This window comes from Paraglaciecola polaris LMG 21857 (genome assembly GCF_000315055.1).
GTDB classification, from domain to species: domain Bacteria; phylum Pseudomonadota; class Gammaproteobacteria; order Enterobacterales; family Alteromonadaceae; genus Paraglaciecola; species Paraglaciecola polaris.
The window spans coordinates 25,171-44,537 of sequence record NZ_BAER01000115.1 but is presented as its reverse complement, the minus strand read 5'-3'; the positions used below and the strand labels follow the sequence as shown (position 1 = coordinate 44,537).

Annotated in this window: 15 protein-coding genes; 7 read left to right on the top strand and 8 right to left on the bottom strand. The window is 45.8% G+C overall.

Features of this window, described 5'->3' with window-relative positions; translation table 11 throughout:
* Window positions 1-335: 335 nt before the first annotated feature.
* The 5 genes from GPLA_RS18025 (at window position 336) to GPLA_RS18005 (ending at window position 7,165) form a co-directional block, all read left to right on the top strand.
* Complete coding sequence (locus tag GPLA_RS18025) at window positions 336-1,205, top strand: MYG1 family protein (RefSeq protein WP_007106410.1); 870 nt, start codon at window positions 336-338, stop codon at window positions 1,203-1,205.
* A 567-nt stretch (window positions 1,206-1,772) separates the two neighbouring features.
* Window positions 1,773-2,930: an aromatic ring-hydroxylating oxygenase subunit alpha gene (locus GPLA_RS18020; RefSeq protein ID WP_007106409.1), complete on the top strand. Its 1,158-nt coding sequence runs from the start codon at window positions 1,773-1,775 to the stop codon at window positions 2,928-2,930.
* Between the two features lie 152 nt (window positions 2,931-3,082).
* Entirely contained in the window at window positions 3,083-3,817 is a 735-nt protein-coding gene (locus tag GPLA_RS18015; RefSeq protein ID WP_040515318.1) for an NUDIX hydrolase, read from the top strand.
* Between the two features lie 905 nt (window positions 3,818-4,722).
* Window positions 4,723-5,592 carry an EamA family transporter gene (locus tag GPLA_RS18010; protein WP_007106406.1) on the top strand — a complete coding sequence of 290 codons (870 nt, stop codon included), beginning with the start codon at window positions 4,723-4,725 and terminating at the stop codon, window positions 5,590-5,592.
* Between the two features lie 199 nt (window positions 5,593-5,791).
* A complete protein-coding gene (locus GPLA_RS18005; protein WP_007106405.1) occupies window positions 5,792-7,165 on the top strand; it encodes a hypothetical protein in 1,374 nt (457 codons plus the stop codon).
* A gap of 158 nt (window positions 7,166-7,323) precedes the next feature.
* Here GPLA_RS18005 and gloA read toward each other — a convergent pair whose 3' ends face one another.
* Window positions 7,324-7,866 carry a lactoylglutathione lyase gene (gloA, locus tag GPLA_RS18000; protein ID WP_007106403.1) on the bottom strand — a complete coding sequence of 181 codons (543 nt, stop codon included), beginning with the start codon at window positions 7,864-7,866 and terminating at the stop codon, window positions 7,324-7,326.
* 220 nt (window positions 7,867-8,086) lie between these two features.
* Window positions 8,087-8,413, bottom strand: a complete 327-nt coding sequence (locus GPLA_RS17995; protein WP_161601753.1) for a diguanylate cyclase domain-containing protein — start codon at window positions 8,411-8,413, stop codon at window positions 8,087-8,089.
* A 118-nt stretch (window positions 8,414-8,531) separates the two neighbouring features.
* On the opposite strand from GPLA_RS17995, the gene acuR reads away from it, so the two are divergent.
* Both acuR and acuI read left to right on the top strand, forming a co-directional pair.
* Window positions 8,532-9,164, top strand: a complete 633-nt coding sequence (gene acuR / locus GPLA_RS17990) for an acrylate utilization transcriptional regulator AcuR (RefSeq protein WP_007106400.1) — start codon at window positions 8,532-8,534, stop codon at window positions 9,162-9,164.
* 55 nt (window positions 9,165-9,219) lie between these two features.
* The gene (gene acuI / locus GPLA_RS17985) at window positions 9,220-10,206 is read left to right on the top strand and encodes an acrylyl-CoA reductase (NADPH) (RefSeq protein WP_007106399.1); all 987 of its coding nucleotides are present in this window, start codon (window positions 9,220-9,222) and stop codon (window positions 10,204-10,206) included.
* 117 nt (window positions 10,207-10,323) lie between these two features.
* Here acuI and GPLA_RS17980 read toward each other — a convergent pair whose 3' ends face one another.
* The 6 genes from GPLA_RS17980 to GPLA_RS17955 all read right to left on the bottom strand — a co-directional run bounded on the left by GPLA_RS17980 (window position 10,324) and on the right by GPLA_RS17955 (window position 19,359).
* The gene (locus GPLA_RS17980) at window positions 10,324-12,714 is read right to left on the bottom strand and encodes a hypothetical protein (RefSeq protein ID WP_007106398.1); all 2,391 of its coding nucleotides are present in this window, start codon (window positions 12,712-12,714) and stop codon (window positions 10,324-10,326) included.
* Window positions 12,715-12,781: 67 nt separating this feature from the next.
* On the bottom strand, window positions 12,782-13,900 hold the full coding sequence (locus GPLA_RS17975; protein WP_007106397.1) for an SMP-30/gluconolactonase/LRE family protein: 1,119 nt from the start codon (window positions 13,898-13,900) through the stop codon (window positions 12,782-12,784).
* Window positions 13,901-13,912: 12 nt separating this feature from the next.
* Entirely contained in the window at window positions 13,913-16,237 is a 2,325-nt protein-coding gene (locus tag GPLA_RS17970; protein ID WP_007106396.1) for a beta-galactosidase, read from the bottom strand.
* A gap of 14 nt (window positions 16,238-16,251) precedes the next feature.
* Complete coding sequence (locus tag GPLA_RS17965) at window positions 16,252-16,917, bottom strand: bifunctional 4-hydroxy-2-oxoglutarate aldolase/2-dehydro-3-deoxy-phosphogluconate aldolase (protein WP_007106395.1); 666 nt, start codon at window positions 16,915-16,917, stop codon at window positions 16,252-16,254.
* A 37-nt stretch (window positions 16,918-16,954) separates the two neighbouring features.
* Window positions 16,955-17,959 carry a sugar kinase gene (locus tag GPLA_RS17960; RefSeq protein ID WP_007106394.1) on the bottom strand — a complete coding sequence of 335 codons (1,005 nt, stop codon included), beginning with the start codon at window positions 17,957-17,959 and terminating at the stop codon, window positions 16,955-16,957.
* The gene (locus GPLA_RS17955) at window positions 17,956-19,359 is read right to left on the bottom strand and encodes an MFS transporter (protein WP_007106393.1); all 1,404 of its coding nucleotides are present in this window, start codon (window positions 19,357-19,359) and stop codon (window positions 17,956-17,958) included. Before GPLA_RS17955 ends, GPLA_RS17960 begins: the two co-directional genes overlap by 4 nt.
* Window positions 19,360-19,367: the final 8 nt, after the last annotated feature.

The following is a 19,367-nucleotide window of genomic DNA, read 5'->3' as shown; positions in this document are numbered from 1 at the left end:
GGTTAACGAGCTTTGAGGCTTTGCAGCCTAAGACGTGCGAGTATAGGGTATTAAGCATCAAAACCAAACGCTAGGATCTGCAGGTTCAGCGCGTTTGATTCAACTCGCTCGAATTAATCAGGGCACCCATGCTATTTGCAACTTAGGTCAGTGACAACGAACTCCTATCAATACCGTCATTCCGCGTAATATCCATTGATACACAAACTTAATCTTATTTTATTGGCTGTTTTCGTATAGGATCCACGTCTTGATTTTTTACTTGTTAAGTATTTTCTATCGTTAACATATATCTGAAGACACCTTCCCACTCCTTTCTAAAATGACAAAAAATAATGAATGATAAAATAGTAGTCACCCACAGCGGTAATTTTCATGCTGATGATGTTTTCAGTGTTGCTGCCCTTAAGCGCATTTTTCCTTCTTTTACCCTCATTCGCACACGTGATTTAGAGATTATCGCTAAGGCCGATATTGTGATTGATGTGGGGGGGCAATACGACCCAGAAACAGACCGCTTTGATCATCATCAACGCGGTGGTGCTGGTGAGCGTGAGAATGGTATCCCCTACTCGTCATTTGGTTTGATTTGGCAGAAGTATGGCTTGGCCATTTGCGAAAATAACCAAAACCTAGCCAATGCCCTTGATGCCGGGCTGGTATCAACCATCGATGCTGTGGATTGTGGGCATGTTAAAGGTGTGGCTGAAGGCATTAGTCTTAGCCAAACGATTTCCATGTTCAACCCAACTTGGCAAGAAAAGAGTGACTTTGATAGCGGCTTTGATGAAGCGGTTGAATTTGCTGCCCGGGTATTAACACGCTTCATAGCGGCAGCCAGCGGTGGTCTAAATGCAAAAGCAATCGTCGCCGACGCCATAAAAAACGCGCAAGATCCAAGGGTGATTGTATTGGAAAAATATACTCCATGGAAAAAAACGGTTCACGCCTTATCTGACAAGGCTTTATATATGATTTACCCATCTCAGTCTGGACAATGGATGATTCAAACTGTACCGGTTGAACCAGGTTCATTCGAAGACAGAAGACCACTGCCTAAAGAATGGGCGGGGTTGTCTGATGTAGCCCTACAAGATGAGACGGGTATTGATGACGCGATGTTTTGCCACAATGGTTTATTTATTGCGGGCGCAGCATCATTTGCAAGCACGATGAAAATGGCAGCATTGGCGCTGCAAGAATAACGCGGCAAATGGGGTGAGATGCGTGGATATGGTGATTTAACCTTTTATATTCACGTTATTCTTCATTTTGTGGCTGTGTGACCTTGCTTAGATGCCTAGATTAAATTTATCTGGAATGCGCCAGCCCATTGTTTGCTTGGGTTAAACCAACCTCACAAGGTTTATTGATTGCTGCTATTCATAATCTGATGAAAATAGCCGGTAAAGCCCTTTGAATAGGCTGTTTACTGCCCCAGAACCCACATCGTAAACCATTGCAGACGCTAGTTTTATATCTCTATAGTGCTCTGATACATTTCTATTTTGACCACTCGCCTCTAGTCCATCCCTGAAAACGCTTTCAACGCATTTATATCTGCTTGCCTTGTCGTGCCTCTATCGCTTTGATGGATTGCATGTTCGTTGGAATAAGCTGAATGTATGGCCTAACGTGGGAAGCATCTGTTCAATGACCTAGCCTATCTATATAACGATCCTTGATTACCAAGTATAAGGATAGTTGACTTCGCAAAGTCTATTTTTTGTTCTAATTTCGAACAGTCTTACTTATCCAGCTTGCGAGATAATATGCCAGTGAATACGAATGACCAAAAACAACTATTGAGCGACATGCAGGTAGTGCAGAGAATTTTTGCTCATATCGACAATTCCACAACAGACTTAGGCAAGCAAAGCTGGAAGGAGCCCGTGGATAACTACCGTTCGAAAAAGCGCTTAGATGAAGAGCTCAAAATTCTGCAAAACCGAAGCATCGTTTTTTGTCCTTCAAGCGCGCTTGCCAAAACGGGAGACTATGTTGCTCGTGACGTAGCCGGCATTCCTTTGATCATTGTGCGTGGATTAGACGGGATCGTTCGTGCCTTCAAGAATGCCTGCCGGCATAGAGGGGTTCAACTTGCCGATGGCCACGGTTGTGCCCGAGCATTCGTTTGCCCCTATCATGGTTGGGCTTACAGTCTTGATGGGAGCCTGCGAAGTGTTCCCCACGAGCAGGGGTTTCCTGATGTTGATAAGGCAACCCGGGGACTTGTCGCAGTAGCGTGCGTGGAGAGTAATGGCTTGGTATTTATCAACCAAAACCCGCAAGCAAATATAGAGCTCGATATTGCGTCTCTAGCAAAGCTTATCCCTGACAACTACCGTTTGTTGAATTCAACGAGTCAGATAGTCAACGCGAATTGGAAATTACATCTCGAAAGTTCTCTTGAGGGTTACCATATTAGGCAAACTCACAAAAGTACCTTCTTCCCCGTACAATACGACAACCTCACGGTGGTCGAAACCTTTGGGGAAAATAGTCGCGTCGCATTTCCCTACCAATCAATCGAAGGATTAAGACATAAAAAGCAGGCTGACATCTCGCTTGATGGCCGACTAACCTACGTTTACCACTTATTCCCAAATGTAGTGATTTCAACCTTCCCCGGATGCATGCAAGTCAATGTGCTTGAGCCAATTGATGAGTCAACCACTCGGCAACATACCTACCTTATCAGTGATATTAACGAGAATGAGACAGAATTGCTTGATGGCGTTTTTGAAGGGCAAAAATTCGCAGCCAAAGGCGCCATTGAAGATCAACAGATAGTCTTATCAGCGCAAAAAGGACTGTTAAGCGGGGCAAATGAATTTCTAGAATTTGGCTTGTTTGAGAGCGCGATTGTTCGCTTGCATAGTCACCTGGCAAGAGAAATTGAACAACTAGATAGAGAAAATAGGCCGTAGCTCATTGATTACAAATCAATAATTCACTTTTAACAAGGCAGCCATGACATGGGATCGAACAATATGTTTTTGTATTTTTACCGTGGTGCCTTCGTCATTCACGTGCTGCCAGCCGCGGCTAAAAGAAGTAATAACACTGACTGAGGGTTAACATGTCCATCAATGAACAACATGCTGCTAACAATACGCCAGCCAACGAAATGCGCTCCCAAGGACGTGCCGTGAAACCCAAAGATGCGGCAACATTGATTATTGTCCGCCGGGACAGTAAACAACCCCACATCCTCATGGGTAAACGTGCGGCCAGCCATAAATTCATGCCCAATAAGTTTGTATTTCCTGGTGGCAAAGTTGACCCGGGAGATTGGCGTATTCGCCCACCTAAAGATCTCCATCCCAGTGTGCTGCAACGTTTGATGAAGGGATGCTCTGAGTCTCGAGCTAGAGGACTTGCACTGGCGGCTATTCGTGAAACCTACGAAGAAACGGGATTTGTCCTCGGCGAAACCGACAGCTTAACAATCAAGACCCGTTCGCCTCAGTGGCAGGCGTTTTTACAGCACGGCATTAATCCGCGCCTGGATACCCTGAATTTAATCGCCAGAGCCATTACGCCACCTTATCGAAACCGCCGTTTCGACACCCGCTTCTTTATGGTTGAAGCCGATATTATCCAAGGGGATGTACACGCAACACCACTAGGGTCGGGTGAATTACTCGCCATGCACTGGGTATCACTTATCGATGCCGAAAAGCTCGATTTACCCATTATCACCCGAATGATACTCAAAGAAGTTGAACAACGCTTAGCCATTGGCCAATCACCTGATGTGGAAGGCCCTTTTATCTACTTTCGCAACGGCAAACCCGTTATAGATAAAATATGAAACTTAAAACCGGCAGGATTAAAATTGACAGGGACAACACAAAAAAATTAACCAAGCGACATCAACAGGCCACCTAACCTGATATAGAGCGCGTTTAAAAACAGCTTAATATCAGTTCAGTTTTCGCTCTCATTATCACATCTGCCCAGATGATTTACATTCCATAACTATCCTTTCAGCGTCTCTGATACCGCTGATTGTGTGACCCCCGCCGATTGACGAGTACCTGCAAGCAAATTATGTGAAAAAACACTCACTTGTTCCATAGATAAAGTGACAGAAACTCGTGCCTTGGCGACAAAGTCGCTGCTTTTTATTTACCTCCGACTCAAGTTTCCCGAGCATCGCACGCTCACTCGGATTCGATTGCAGGGGCGAAGTTGGTATCTTTAGCTACGCAGTAGCGCCCAGCTGAACGGCTCGCCAAGGAAGGCGAGACTGTAACTCCGTTATGGGGAGCCGATCATCAAGGACGTGTTGAAACCCAAAACCCAATCAACCTCAATTCGCGTTTTCACGAGCAGAGTGTGGCAAGACGCGCAGGAATAGAAACTTGCTGGAGGGCGGGCTTTACAAAATACATCCTGTATTTTGCCTTTCAGGCCTTACTACGTAAATTCAAAATGGTTCCCGACCATTTTGTCTTGGTTACTTCTTTCAGCTGTTGACCAATATTTACGGGATAAATATGGAACAGCTTTAGCTAGCCTTTAGGTAAAGTGCATGGACGCACTTTATAAAAGAAGTGACTGGCTGACCATGGATGATCTGTCAAATCCAGCAAGGATGCTGGTGCACGAAGATCATAACGTGTGCGCAGCGTATAACCAAACGCAGTGTGAAATCCGATTTCCTCAGGTAGAATACCGCCCCTTAGATGATTCATTTTTCTGGACAATTTTTCGATGCAAATCAATCGCGTACTGCTAACTGCCATCGCCAGTGTGCTGCTGGCTATGGTGACTATTCAATCTGGTGCATCCTTGGCAAAGCAACTCTTTCCTATTGTTGGCCCAGAAGGCACTACTGCCCTGCGTTTAGGGTTCGCCGCGGCGGTACTTTGGTTAGTGTTTCGCCCATGGCGCGCACTGCCTCAAGGTCGAGATTGGCGCAGCATTATAATTTACGGCCTGTGTTTAGGCGGAATGAATATCCTGTTTTACATGGCCATTGAGCGCATTCCTTTAGGGATCGCCGTGGCCCTCGAGTTTACCGGTCCTTTGGCCGTGGCTTTGTTTTCTTCTAAACGAAAAACCGACCTTTTTTGGGTTGCGTGCGCCATAGCCGGGATTTTTCTTCTCATGCCTGACTTATCAAGCGCCCAAGGGCTTGATCTGACTGGCGCATTAATGGCATTAGGCGCTGGTGCGTGCTGGGCAGGTTATATCTTATTTGGTACCCGCACTGGCAAGCAAGCATCAGGTGGGATCACAGTGGCGCTAGGTATGACGGTAGCAGCCATAGTGCTCGTGCCCATTGGCGCAGTAACCCAAGGCTTAGCATTAATTAGCTGGGAAGTGTTACCCCTTGGATTATTGGTAGGCGTGTTATCCAGTGCTCTGCCCTACTCTTTGGAAATGGTCGCGCTTAGAAACATGCCTACACAGGCCTTTAGTGTGCTGATGAGTTTAGAGCCAGCAATTGCCGCCTTGGCGGGTCTAGTGATTTTAAGTGAGCAACTCACCTTATTGCAGTGGGCAGCCATCGGCTTGGTCATTATCGCTTCAATGGGCAGCAGTTTTACCCCTAAAAAAGCCATCGAGATGGGGGTGTAATATTTAACTTTGGCGCCGGGCGCCGGGCGCTTGCCACCTATCGCTAACAAAACAAGCGGTCTCTGGCTGTGAGATCCCCCGCGAACCCACCGTTAAAAAGTAACACAGTAGCCGCTAAACTTGGGGAATGCGCCAAAAATAAGGCATAATTATCATGTACATTAACGACACAACAACCAATAAGGAGAGAACCCTATAAGTGAACAAAATTAAACTCACGCAAGATGAAAACCTCTCCATTAAAGTCGGTTATCAGTTGTTACCCAGTGACCATCAGAGGCTCGATCTGTATTTTTCATTGCCTGACGAGATGGGTATTAGCGCTAAAACTTTGACTGAAGAGCAGTACTTTCACCATAGCATTCAAAACCACAGTGCATATTATTCCGATCAACTGCATGTGCCCTTGGTTCGTAGTCGTTTCATCAGCCAAAAAAAGGGTGAGCAAAGCGATTACCGCTTAAACCTGAATTTATATTCATATCAAATTCGTACCGCTCTAGACACTGACATCAAGCAAACCATTAAGCTCAAAGAGGGCAAAGACTTCTATCCTCAAGCGATTGAATTAGCAGAGCAAATTTCTGGCTTGCTGAAAAAATTAAGACGCTATACCCCCTCTGATCAAAAACTTAGGGCGTATTTTGAAAATGCCGACAACTATCTTAGCTGGCAAGTAGAGCAGTCATTTTTAAAGTTATTATCAAGAGCGCCGAAGAGCACTGAATATACCAGTGAGCGAAATTTCTTATTTGCCTTGTGTCGCAGAGAAAACGAATACCGAGCAGAAAACCAATATAACTCGCAGGTCACCTTGGCTGATCCTAATCGCATCACCAATAAAATGCGTTTGCTACAACGTTTGATTGAATACGGAGTGGTTTTTCAAAAGAACACCAAGAATCTAAATAGCTATTTAAATCGCATAGTAAAAGGCACAGTTACTGCCATTATTATGGCGTTCGTAATGGTGTTAGTGCTAAACGCTCGAACCAACTTTACCGAAGTCACCATTGCATTAGTGGGCATGCTGGGAGTTATTTACGGATTAAGAGAAATCTTTAAAGAAGACATTACGCGCATTATTTGGCGGAGAATTCAAAAGGGTCTACCGAAATGGAAGATCATTTACAGCCACAGCGTGAACAAAAGCAAAGTGGCCAATCAGACTATTTGGCTTGAGTACATTGGCAGTAAAGATTTGCCGCCACAAGTAGATAAATTATTCCAAACTCGCCGACAGCAGAACAAACAGGCGGCGCAATTGCTGCATTTTCGCAGTGATACTAGGGTGAATGCCAAAAGCTTTTTGCCGGGTTATGATGAAATACAACAGCGGATTTATTTTAATTTAACCCCCTTTATTCGCTTTCTCAGAAAAGGCGAAGGCCGACTTTATGCACTGGAAAACAACAAAATCACCAAGCAAGCCGTCGAACGACGCTATCAAATTAATGTGGTGTTAATGCATACGAATAAGCAAAAACAACAGCAGATCCAGCGTTTCAAAATTACCCTCAATCGTTCAAACATTATCAATATTGAGGCGATTGAAGTGCGTAACGGTGACTGAGTATTCGCCAGAATAGCGCTCTGATTAACTTACATCACATCGCTTGACCTCTGGGGTTAGCTTTTTAGACAGTAGAAGACAAAAAGGTCAATGATAAACGTAAAAAAGAAAGTAGGCGCGTACACTCACGCCCATCAAGTATAAAACGGTTTTGATGACTACGAATGCTCAGCGCAAATGTCCCCTGACTTGCTGGCATCGAATATTTCAATCCAATAGCCGTCAGGATCTTTTATAAACGCGATGCCTTTCATTGCACCATCATTGGGGCGCTTTTGAAACGGTACGTCTAATGCCTCAAAACGTTGACAAGCTTTATCTAAATCAGGCACATGAAATCCGATATGCCCAAACCCTCTTGGTTCACTATTGCCATTATGGTACTGCACGCTATCCCCAGTGTCGCCCCAGTTATGCGTCAGTTCAAGCATGGCTGGGCGACCAAACGTCTGAATTGTGCGGCGATTGGCATCTTGGCTAATGTCAGAAAAATCATCTCCTGCGCTCAAAAAATAAAGGCTAAACTTCATCTCAGCGAAATCCAGTCGCTTCAACAAGGTCATGCCTAGCACGCGAGTGTAAAAATCTAACGTACGCTTTGGATCTGCAATGCGCAACATGGTCTGGTTAAACACAAAACCAAGGGTGGCGGGATCCCTGTCTTCACACAGCCCTTCGGCCTTATCAAAATGGCGACTCATAAAAATAGCTCCTTAAACAATTATTTGTTGATGTACTCAGAATGGGGATAACAAACGCGATTAACAACTGTGTTGGATAAAAACGCGAAGCAAATTGTTCAAGATGTAGAAGTAGTGCCTAAAGTGTGGTCAGAATAAAAAAGTAGCCTAGTAACAGATTGCGGATTTGGCTTACGACAAACTTAAGCCAACTAGCAATAGAAGTGCAATTCTTAATACACTATTCAGAAAAAGTAACGCGATTTCTACCATCAGTCTTACTTTTGTAAAGTGCAATATCAACGCGTTTTAACAAGTCAGTTCGACAGTCGCCTGATTTATATAAACCTGCACCAATACTCACCGTAATCGTTTCACCTTCGACGAGTATAGAACTTTCGATATCGGCTCGAATTCGATTTGCCTCATCAATAAGCTCTTGCTTCTTTGCGATATTAGGCAGTATTAAAAGCACGCTGACCCAAACGTTTAATGGATTCAACGCTGAAACATTTAAAGAAGCCCACCGCAGTATAGAGAGTGGCAAGTCTATCGGTAAAATGGCCATTACATTGGCCTGATAGGCCCTGAATTGAGCGACCCGCATAAAGCGGGTCAACTTCCGTCATTACCTTATTCGGAATTAATCATTGCAATTAAATAGACGATCGGTCTAATATAAAAGCATGACAACATTATCCGTAAAACCTAGGCGTGGCCGCCCGCCCAAAATAGCTCGTGAAAACCGCGACACCAGAGCTGAACTGATCCGCAGTGGTCTTGAACACCTGACCGAGTTTGGTTTTTCGTCATCGGGTATTGAGCCTATTCTAAAAAAGGTCGGTGTACCTAAAGGATCTTTTTATCATTACTTTGCCAGTAAAGAAGTCTTTGGCGAAACGGTATTGGCCCACTACGATGGGTATTTCGCTGGCAAGTTAGATATGCATCTTTTGGATACGCAATTTACACCTATTCAACGTCTTGAAAATTTTGTGGACCATGCCGCACAAGGTATGGCTCGTCACGATTTTAAGCGCGGTTGCTTAGTCGGTAATCTAAGCCAAGAAGTGGATGCCTTACCATTGGGTTTCCGTAGTCAGCTCAGCGCGATATTTGCTGGTTGGCAACACCGTCTTGAAACCTGTTTACAGGAAGCTAAAAACACAGGTGATATTGCTAGCACAGCGGATTGCGCGCAATTAGCTGAGTTTTTTTGGATCGGCTGGGAAGGCGCAGTGAGTCGTGCAAAACTGATGCAAGCGCCTCAGCCGCTTACGCTATTTTTGCATTATTTTTTACAAGCATTACCAAAATAAAAATGTAACGTTTTTTTTAATCATTTATAGACGATCAGTCTAAATTGGAGGACATATGTTCAAAGGCATCTTAATCAACAAAGACGAGCAAGGGTATCACGCTGCTTTGCAAAACATTGACGACAATACATTGCCTGAGGGTGATGTCAGCGTAAACGTTTTGTACAGTACCTTGAATTACAAAGATGGCCTTGCCATCACAGGTAACGCCCCGGTTGTACGCGCATTTCCGATGATCCCAGGAATAGATTTGGTCGGCGTAGTCGAGCACAGCAACAGTAGCCAATTCAACATTGGCGATATCGTTATCCAAAACGGATTTGGTGTAGGTGAAAACCACTGCGGCGGATTAGCCCAAAAAGCACGCTTAAAAAGTGAATGGCTTATTCCTTTGCCCAATGCATTTACAGCAAAACAATCGATGATTATTGGTACTGCGGGTTACACCGCTATGTTATCTGTCATTGCGCTGGAGAAAAACGGCGTAACAGCGGACAAGGGCGAAATATTGGTTACCGGCGCCAATGGCGGTGTGGGCAGTTTTGCCATTGCGATACTAGCAAAACTCGGTTTTACCGTGGTGGCCTCAACAGGCCGCATGGAAGAAGCAAGTTACCTTAAGTCACTCGGTGCCAGTGATGTTATTCACCGAGACACCCTATCAAACCCAGGCAAACCGTTAGCTAAAGAACGTTGGGCTGGGGTGATTGATTCTGTTGGCAGCCACACTTTGGTCAATGCCTGTGCCAGCACAAAATACGGTGGCACCATCGCCGCCTGCGGTTTAGCCCAAGGTATGGACTTTCCGGCATCTGTTGCCCCCTTTATTCTGCGCGGTATTACCTTGGCCGGCATCGATAGCGTGATGCGCCCTATTGCAGATAGAAAAGAAGCGTGGCAACGCCTTGCTGACATCCTTGAACCCAGTGTGTTTGACGATATTGCTAAAGAAATTAAACTAGCTGAGGTGGTTGAAACCGCTAATCAACTGTTAGCGGGTAAAGTGCGTGGCCGAGTAGTGGTAGATGTGCAAGCCGATTAGGTGCTGCATGAAGGCTTAACAGCTGACGAATTCCTGTGTTAAAAGTAGAACGCCCAACGGCTTGGGCGTTTTACGCTAACGGGTTATTGCGTGTTTCATTTAAGCAATAGTAACCCGTTATTTTTGCGCTAATCGAGTTTGGTACATGGTCGAAGTCACGTCTTTTACTGCTTTAATCATTTCTGGATAAGGAATATCCGTTACGGTCACAAAACCGATGTTGGCATTTTCACCATCGAACGCCCGCCCAGATATTGGCTCATCTATGTATTGAAACCAATGAGCACCCACCATATAAGGCTTGTTTAACACACTTTGCATATAATCCTTATACATAGTCGCCCTATCTTGCTGATTAGCCCCGTGCACAATGCCCGGATTGTACATACCTGACTCAGTGGTGCTACCAATATGAAATTCACCTATGACCACAGGCAAGTCGACTTTTTCAAGAAACTTCCAGTAGTCTTCCTGCACACCTTCTTCATAAATATTAAAGCTAAGTACGTCTGAATATTTCAAAGAGGCAGTGATAATTTCATCTGGCATGCCCCAATTTGCCATGCGTGCGCCCATGTACAAATGGTCCGGCAACACCTGCGCTAACGTATTGTGTACCACCTTAAAGTATTGCTCACCGAGCATTTCCAGCATTTTGGATAGATCGGCAGTTTGTGCATCGCTATAAGCGTCAAACGTTACGCCTTGCTCCAATGTGCTCCAATTGGCTAAATCGCTCTTCCATGCCGCATTTAATGCGCTCACTGTGTGGTATTTATCACGTAGATAAGACGCAAATGCCTGTTTCGCTGGGCTTGCTTTGACGTCTTTGGACAATGCATCCAGGATCACCCCGTAACGCTGTGCAACACTGCCTTCTCGTTCTCCCCAACTTTTTTCATTATCAATAAAGATCCCTGCGCACCAAGGCGACCCTTGAATATTATCGGCGATGGCATCTATGGTCACTTTTGCTCGCGCTGCAAAAACGGGATCAAATGGATCCGGCATTAAGCCCCAATGGTTGGTGTGACCTGACAGAGTTTGGTAATCGCCGATGATCCAGCCATTGGCAAAATACGGCACTTGTTCCGATTGATAAAAGCCTGGGTCGACCCAATTACCAAACGAGGTGAATCCCCAATCATGCATACGCTTGGCGGTAACATCTAACCAGGTCTTCTTATAGGATTTATCCGTTGAGTTTTGTTTTGACACCTGAGAGTCATCGCCATAACGACGCTCTAAATTAGCCCGATAGAAACTGAAGGTTTCACCATGGGGAATGGGGCCTTTATGGGTGGTGCGCCGATAACTATAGTGATCGGCCAGTTCATCATCGTAGGACGGTAACCACTGAAACATATCGTGGCGGGCCTTTGAAATAACGTAACGTTTGTCTTTTGCGCTATCGGGTACGGTGACTATGCCCATGGAATCTTCTGGGGTAATTTCATCACTGCTGCGCTGGCGAATACTTGGTTGGTCGTAGTCTACCCCTGTTAACGTGCTCATATTGGCCATGCGCACATTTGCTGGCCCGTGAGAGAAAAACACATAGCCTTCAGGGTCAACCATCCACCATTTTCCGTCAACTTTTTCGGTTCTAAAAAAGCCAGTGGCGTCTAATTTTGGACCTTGGGTGTAACCGCCAAAACGCGAACGGTTTGGCATGCCAGTGGATTTTGCTAACTGAGCCAGTTCTTCATCGGCTTTTTGCTTCAACTGGGCGTCAGAATGCACATCCAGAGGCGTCGTTTGCTTGGCGTTTTGACCATATTTATCAATTAAGCCGACCATGACCTCTGGATCATGGGGCGGGTTTGTCCGCAAACGCACGTCATCCAAAATCACTGATTTGTTTTCCAATATGCCAATGGTGAAAAAATTCAGTGCTGAAATGCGCGAGTAATCTTGATCTGCGTTGCGCCATGAACGCCAAACCATCAAATCGTCTCTGCTCTGCCAAGGCGGTACATCCCCCCACATACCACTGTCGGTTTGGGCTTCAACACCATCCACAGGAAAATAGACTGTCCCCTTGTAACCTGCGGCTAAACTAATTGAGTGGCTTTGAACGTCCCCTTTTGGGTTTTCCAAAGACAGATACAAATGAACCGAGTCTGCCCCGGTGTTTTGTACATCGAAGGCTATGTTGTAATCTTTATATTCACTCAGATCCCAAGGTTTGGGCGGTTCAATCCTGAGGGTTGAGATATTCCCCGCTTTAGAAAATTCCACCGCCAGCTGGGTATTCAGGTTATCAGCACTGATGACGTCCATAATTGTTGTATCGGTTTTCTGCAACCACTGATTTTGCTCCTTGCGCTCAAAATCAATTAAGGTAACGATTTTAGTCTCGTTCGCGAAGGCATCTTTCACTTCACCTTGCTGGATATTGGGTTCAGCGACAGTATGCTGACCTTGACTACAACCATTGAGTAACAAAGCCAGGGTAATAGCACTTAAATTAAATGCTAATTGTCTCGATAAATTGGTCTGTGTCATCGTATTTTCCATTATTAAATAGGGTATTCACGCCTTAGCACGTGCGGTTGCTAAGGATGAACAGAGCCTAAGGTTTTAAATTGAAACTAAGTAATTGATGGTGGGCAGTGACGAATACTTTGCTCTGATCGGCGTTAAAGGTCACATTTGCCGAAGTACTTGGCATATGAATTTTTGCCAGCAAACGGCCTGACGGATCAAATAACCAAATACCATTCGGCCCGGTGGCAAAAATAAAACCACTGGCGTGTACTTTTAAACCATCGGGTAAACCATGACTTTCACCGCCAATGACGCTGGCCTGATAAAACAGCTCCCGGTGTTTAACTTTACCGTCGTCACTTAGGCTATAGCGATACCAAGCTGGCTTATCTGGATTTGACGCCGCCACGTAAAGGCTTTTTTCATCCTTTGACAGAGCGATACCGTTGGGATACTTCAAACTTTTATCCAGCAAGGTTAGAACGCCAGATGGGCTTAACGCGTACACGCCTTGGAAATCGAGCTCTTTTGCTGGATCGTCCAGTTGCTTAGGTAAACCATAAGGGGGATCGGTGAAATATAATGTACCGCCGCGACTTAACACTCCGTCATTAGGGCTATTAAGCTTATGCCCATGATAATTATCCACTAACACATGATAATCATCAGGCGTAAATGCTTGCCTTTGTGCAGCTGACAAAGCCAAACGTAACCTTGCGATTTGACGCGAACGGGATTGAAGTAAAATCAGTTCCTGTTGATTATCAATAAGCAAGCCATTGGAAAACCCACTGTGGCTCAAGAATTCGCTAACCCCCGACCCTTCTTGATAACGATAGACTTTATGAGTGGGGATATCCGAAAACAGCAATACATTATCGACTGATGACCATACTGGCCCCTCTAGCCATTCGAACCCAGTGGCAAGAACGTCAATGGGGGCGCTAACATCCAGCACACTCAAAGCCTTAGGATCAAAAATCTCGTAAGGCCCCACACGTGCAGGCTGGTGAAACGACGCTTGCGTTACACTCTGCCCAATAGCTTCACGAGACGGACTCACTAACGGCTTCTCCGCGCTGGTGCTAACGGGTTCAAGCATTGCGTCCTCAGAAGAAACGCAGCCACCCAGTAAAGCCGATATGCTTAAACCCAGTAACCATAACTTGGCATGTGTGGCGGCTAATTTGTGTTTTTTTGGCATTATCTCAGCACCTTATTTAGCGCTAACATCACTAAAACGACGACTGTATATTGTGCTGTTCACTTCTTTAGCTGCATCGACTAACGGCTGATATGGGGTATCAGTTACATTCACAAACCCCACATTATAATTCTCACCGTCATAGGCACGCCCAGTCAGCGGGGAGTCAATATATTGAAACCAATGTGCCCCAACAAAATATGGGTTATCGATAACACTATTGACATATTCCTGATATTTTTTGCCTCGGTCTGCCTGTGATGCAGCATGAATAAGCCCAGGGTTTAACAAGCCTGAGTCCATAGCACCATTGTGAAACTCGCCTATGATGCTTGGTTTGTCTAAGTCCACCAAGAAGGTCCACACTTTGTCGGTTATGGCTTCTTTGTAGTAGTTGTAACTCATGACATCTGCGTATTTTGCGGCCGCATGACGGATTTCATCCGTCATGCCCCAGTCGGCGAAACGAGCCCCCATGTACAGGTAGTTAGGCATGGTTTGTTGCAACGCATCGTGCACAACAGCGAAATACTGCTCTGCGTACAGGCTAAGCATGGCTGACAAGTCGGCAATCACTTCATCGTTATAATCCGTCAGCGTGATACCGTTTGATGCCTCATCCCAAGAGCTAATGTCACTGCGCCATGCTGTGTTTAAACCATTAATTTCACGATACTTTTTTTGCAAATAGGAGACAAATTGCTGTTTGGTTGGACTATCAGCCGCATCGACTTTTAGCGTATTAATAACGATACCGTAATGGCCTGCTAATGAGCCTTCTTGCCCCCAGCTTTTTTCATTATCGATAAACACGCCTACACACCAAGGGTTATTCTGCACCTCACTGGCAATCTTAGTGGCAGTAACGAGGGCGCGCTCTTGAAATACGGGGTCAAAGGGATCCGGCAAAGGACTCCAATAATCATTACCGCTACTGACCGTTTTATAATCACCTATGATCCAGCCATTCGCGAAATATGGCATGCGATTAAGTTGATAAAAGCTCGGATCTATCCAATTACCAAACGAAGTAAAACCCCAGTCCAACATGCGATCAACCGTGGTATCACGCCACTTTTGCATAAAAATATCGGGGTCGTCACTGGCGTATTTACGGGCTAAATTAGCGCGATAGAAACTGTAGGTTTCCCCCTTTTTAACTGCGCCTGAATGTACTTCTCTACGGTAACCAAAATGTTCTGCCAGTGGTTCTTGGTAATTTGGCAACCAGGTGAACATGTTAGCCCGTAGTTCAGATGTGACATGTCTTGAAGGCCATGCCGCTTTAGGGGCCCGATTTAAACCGATGGAATCTTCTGGGGTGAAATCCCCAGCTTTTCGTTGGTTAATGTATTTTTCATCAAAGTCGAAACCGGTAATAGTTGAGGTGTTAGACATACGCACATTGGCGATACCATTTGAGAAAAACAGATAACCTTGTGGGTCAACTAAGCTCCATTTACCTTGGTATTTTTCCGTTCTGAAATAGCCAGTGGCGGCTAATTTAGGCCCAGCAATCCAGCCGTTAAATTTAGACCGCCCTTGTGGCACTTTATGTGTAAAATTGGCCTGCTCGTTTGCGTTAAAAGTCCGCAATTGCTCAGTGTTAGTAACCTTATTGGTAAACGTCAACTTGGCATTTTGGCCAAATTTATCCACCAAACCGACTAGATAGTTTTTGTCTAACTGCTTTGGTTTAATCAGCCGTGGGTTGTCCACAACCAAGTGCTTGTCTTGTGCCACGCCTCTCACGTCAAACGCAATACTTGCGACCTGACTGAGATCAAGTTGTTTGTCGCCATAGCGCCATATCATAGGCGTGTATTCACTTTTCCAGTTATTGGGATTAGAGCGGATCCCTGTTTCGATGGCTAAATCTGGATCCTTCAATGGCATAAAATAACTATCACTTGAATGTGCAGGCACCACAAAGCTGCGATTGTGCGACTGACCCGAAGTGTCTTTCACTGACACATACAGATGAACCGAAGATGCATCCGGGTTTTCAATGTCGATAGCAAACGCAAATTGCCCTTCTTTACTCCAATCCCAAGGGGAAGTCGGCGTAAAGCTAAAACCTGCTGTATTATTGCTTTTCCCGTGTAAGTCGATTGCCAATTTTTGCTCACCATGGTCATCTATAATCCGTGTATCTGAGCCGGTAAGCGTTAGCTCAGATAAATCCGAGACGCCGGTAAAATCCCAAGGGAAAGCACTTTGCTGGGCATTGTTACTCATAGTCCGCTGAGCTGTGTCAGTTGATTGATTGCCATTACAAGCGGTAAGGCTGGTTAAAGTAGATAACAAAAAGGCTAGTTTGCATGATGTTGATTTCATGGGTTCTCCTGGATTTAATCGATTTTTAATCTAGTGACTATGGCGCGTACTTTAGCGGTTAACGCCCTAGCTTCTTCGTCACTGTGCACCGGTCCCGCCAGCGCTCCGCCTATGCCAACACCTGCAGCGCCACTTTGCATCCACTGTTCGAAGTTGTGTTCGTCTATCCCTCCTACTGGGAAAAAGGTCGTGGTTAAAAAGGGACCACTCGCCAACGACTTTAAATAATCACACCCCATAGAGCCTGCAGGGAAAAGCTTAACGATGTCGGCATGAGCACGATTGGCGACGGTCACGTCTGTGGGTGTCAACGCGCCCATCACGATTGGCACATTAACGTTATGCGCACAGCGTACTAATTCAGCACAGGTGTTGGGGGTGACTAAAAACTGCGCCCCTGCCTTAACAGCTTCTTCCACTAAGCCCGGCTCAGTGATAGTACCTGCGCCCACTAACATATTTGGGTAGCGAGCTCGTGCTTGGGTGATGGCTTCTTGATAACCTGGGGTATTGCTGGTGATCTCAACTGCTCCCACTCCGGCATCGAACATACATTTGATAATGGGGCCTATCTCGTCGGGATCGCTGACCCGAATGATCACGATTAATTTGTCACGGATTAGCCGTTGCCTTACGTCTTCGCGGGAAAGTTCAGGTTGGCTTATTTGCTTATTTGGCATGTTGTCTCTCATTTATTCTGCTTCAATTATTCTCGGGTTAACGAATGATATGGCCGGATAACTGTCCCTCGGCTACGGCCATGATTTCAGACTCGTTTAACCAGTTTTGGTCGCCATAACAGGTATGCGCTAAAGCAAAAGCAGCATTGGCAAACTGCACGGTTTTGTCTGCTGTCCACTTTTGTTGCAGCCCATGTAACATTCCGGCGGCAAATGCATCGCCTGTACCGAGGCGGTCTAAAATATCCACCGTGATATCCGTTGAAGCAAACACCTTCCCTGCGCGCAAGTAAAATCCACGCAAGGTATTTTGATTGGCGCTGTGATGCACTCGCTCAGTGATGGCAGCATCAACCCCGAAATGTTCGTATAGATAAACCCCAATTTCTTGTGCTGCGCATTTGCTGTCATTCGCTTTAGGGCTGAATGCAAACACATCTTGCATCACTCCGGCATTGCCAAACGCGAGGGAGCTGTAGGACAGTATTTGGCTAAAATAATCCCTCGCGAGACCGCTGTCGTGCCATAAACTGCGGCGATAGTTCAAATCAAAACTGATGGTTAAGCCCATTTCACTGGCTACTTTAACCGCCTTAATACTTTCGGCTGCGCACTGCTTGGACAGCGCTGGCAAAATGCCACTGAGATGTAAATGCGTTTGACCGGTCAATATCTGCGACCAGTCAAATTCGTTCTCACTAATCCCCGCAATGGAAGAGTTGGCTCTGTCATAGACCACACGCGACGGTCGAATCGAACACCCTAGCTCGATAAAGTAGCTGCCAATACGTTCGCCACCACGCACAATGTTATCTGTGGTAATACCATATTGCTGCAAGCTGGCCAGCGCATGCTCAGCCAATGGGTTTTGTGGCAGCTTGGTAACAAATTGACATTTACTGCCTAAGCGCGCCAAAGAACTGGCCACATTTGTCTCAGCACCCGCAAAATCAACGCTCAAGTTCTTGGCAACAATAAGTTGTTGTTGAGGCAATACTGGCGTCAATCGCAACATCAGTTCACCGAAAAACACTAGGCTCATTGGGCACCTCCCGCAGCTTCTGACTGATTTTTCACGCTGGGATCAGAGGAAGGCGAGTCGCTATCAACTGCAAGGTTTGGCAGTTGAATCTGCTCTACTTTGCCAACCAAGAAAATGTAAGAACATAGGCCGATTAATGCCAGCGCAGCGACTAATACCAAGGCCGGTCGGAAGTCACCGTCTTTGGCTAAATAACCAATGGCAATGGGTACAGTGACCGCTGACAAACCACCGATGAAATTAAAACAACCACCAACTAGCCCCACCATGTGTTTAGGCGCAATAAGCGAAACAAACACCCAATTTATGGACGCCAGTCCGTTACCAAAAAAAGTAACGGATAAAAAGAATGTGACCCACTGAGTGCTTTCCACGTAATTAGCAAAAATCACCGAGCTGGAGAGCAACAAACCTAGAATGATCGGCGCTTTACGGGCGACTTCGTTTGACACGCCTTTGCGGACTAACCAATCGGACACAAACCCCGACAGCAACACCCCAAAAAAAGCGGCCAAAAATGGAATGGATGCCACAAAACCGGTGGTTAATTCACTTAACCCACGATACTCAGCAAGATACGTTGGAAACCAAGTCAAAAAGAAGATCAACGTGCCACCTAAGCAGAATTGTCCGATATAAATACCCCACAATTTGCGACTCGAAAAGGCTATTTTGATATTACTCCAACTTGCGGTCGCTTGAGTGTGTGCCGTCACTGGTACCTGCTGTGCTTGCTCTGCGGCGTTTGCACTACTGGTCGGTAGTGCATCATCTGGCGTATCGTGCATTTCATCATCAACAACGGGATCTCGATAAAGTAAATACCACACCCCAGCCCATAGGATCCCGATACCCCCTGAGATAAAAAAGAGTCCTCGCCAGCCAAACCACTGTTGAATAATTGCCAGCACCGGCATTAAAAACGCAAGACCGATAAACTGGCCTGACGTATACACAGCAATCGCTCCGGCACGCTCATGTTCACCAAACCACTGGGTCACAATTTTATTATTGGCCGGATAAGACGGCGCTTCGAAGAAACCGATGGCCATGCGACAACCCACCACGGCAGCCAAACTACTGACCATCCCCTGCACTATCGTCGCCAGCGACCAAGCAACCAAAATCACTGGGTACAAAATACGAATGCGTACTGAGTCCACCAACATACCGCCGGGGATCTGCATTATCGAATAAGTCCAAGCGAAGGCTGAAAAGATAATCCCCATCTGCACTTTAGTCAGCTCCAGATCATCCGAAATCGCCTGGGCGGCAACTGAGATATTGGTTCGGTCCATGTAGTTGATCACCACGCTCAAAAAGATAAGCGCGAGAACAGCAAACTTGCTTTTGCCCTTTCGCTTAGCAACGGGCGTTTTCATCTGTTGTGTTGTTGTCATTTGACTCT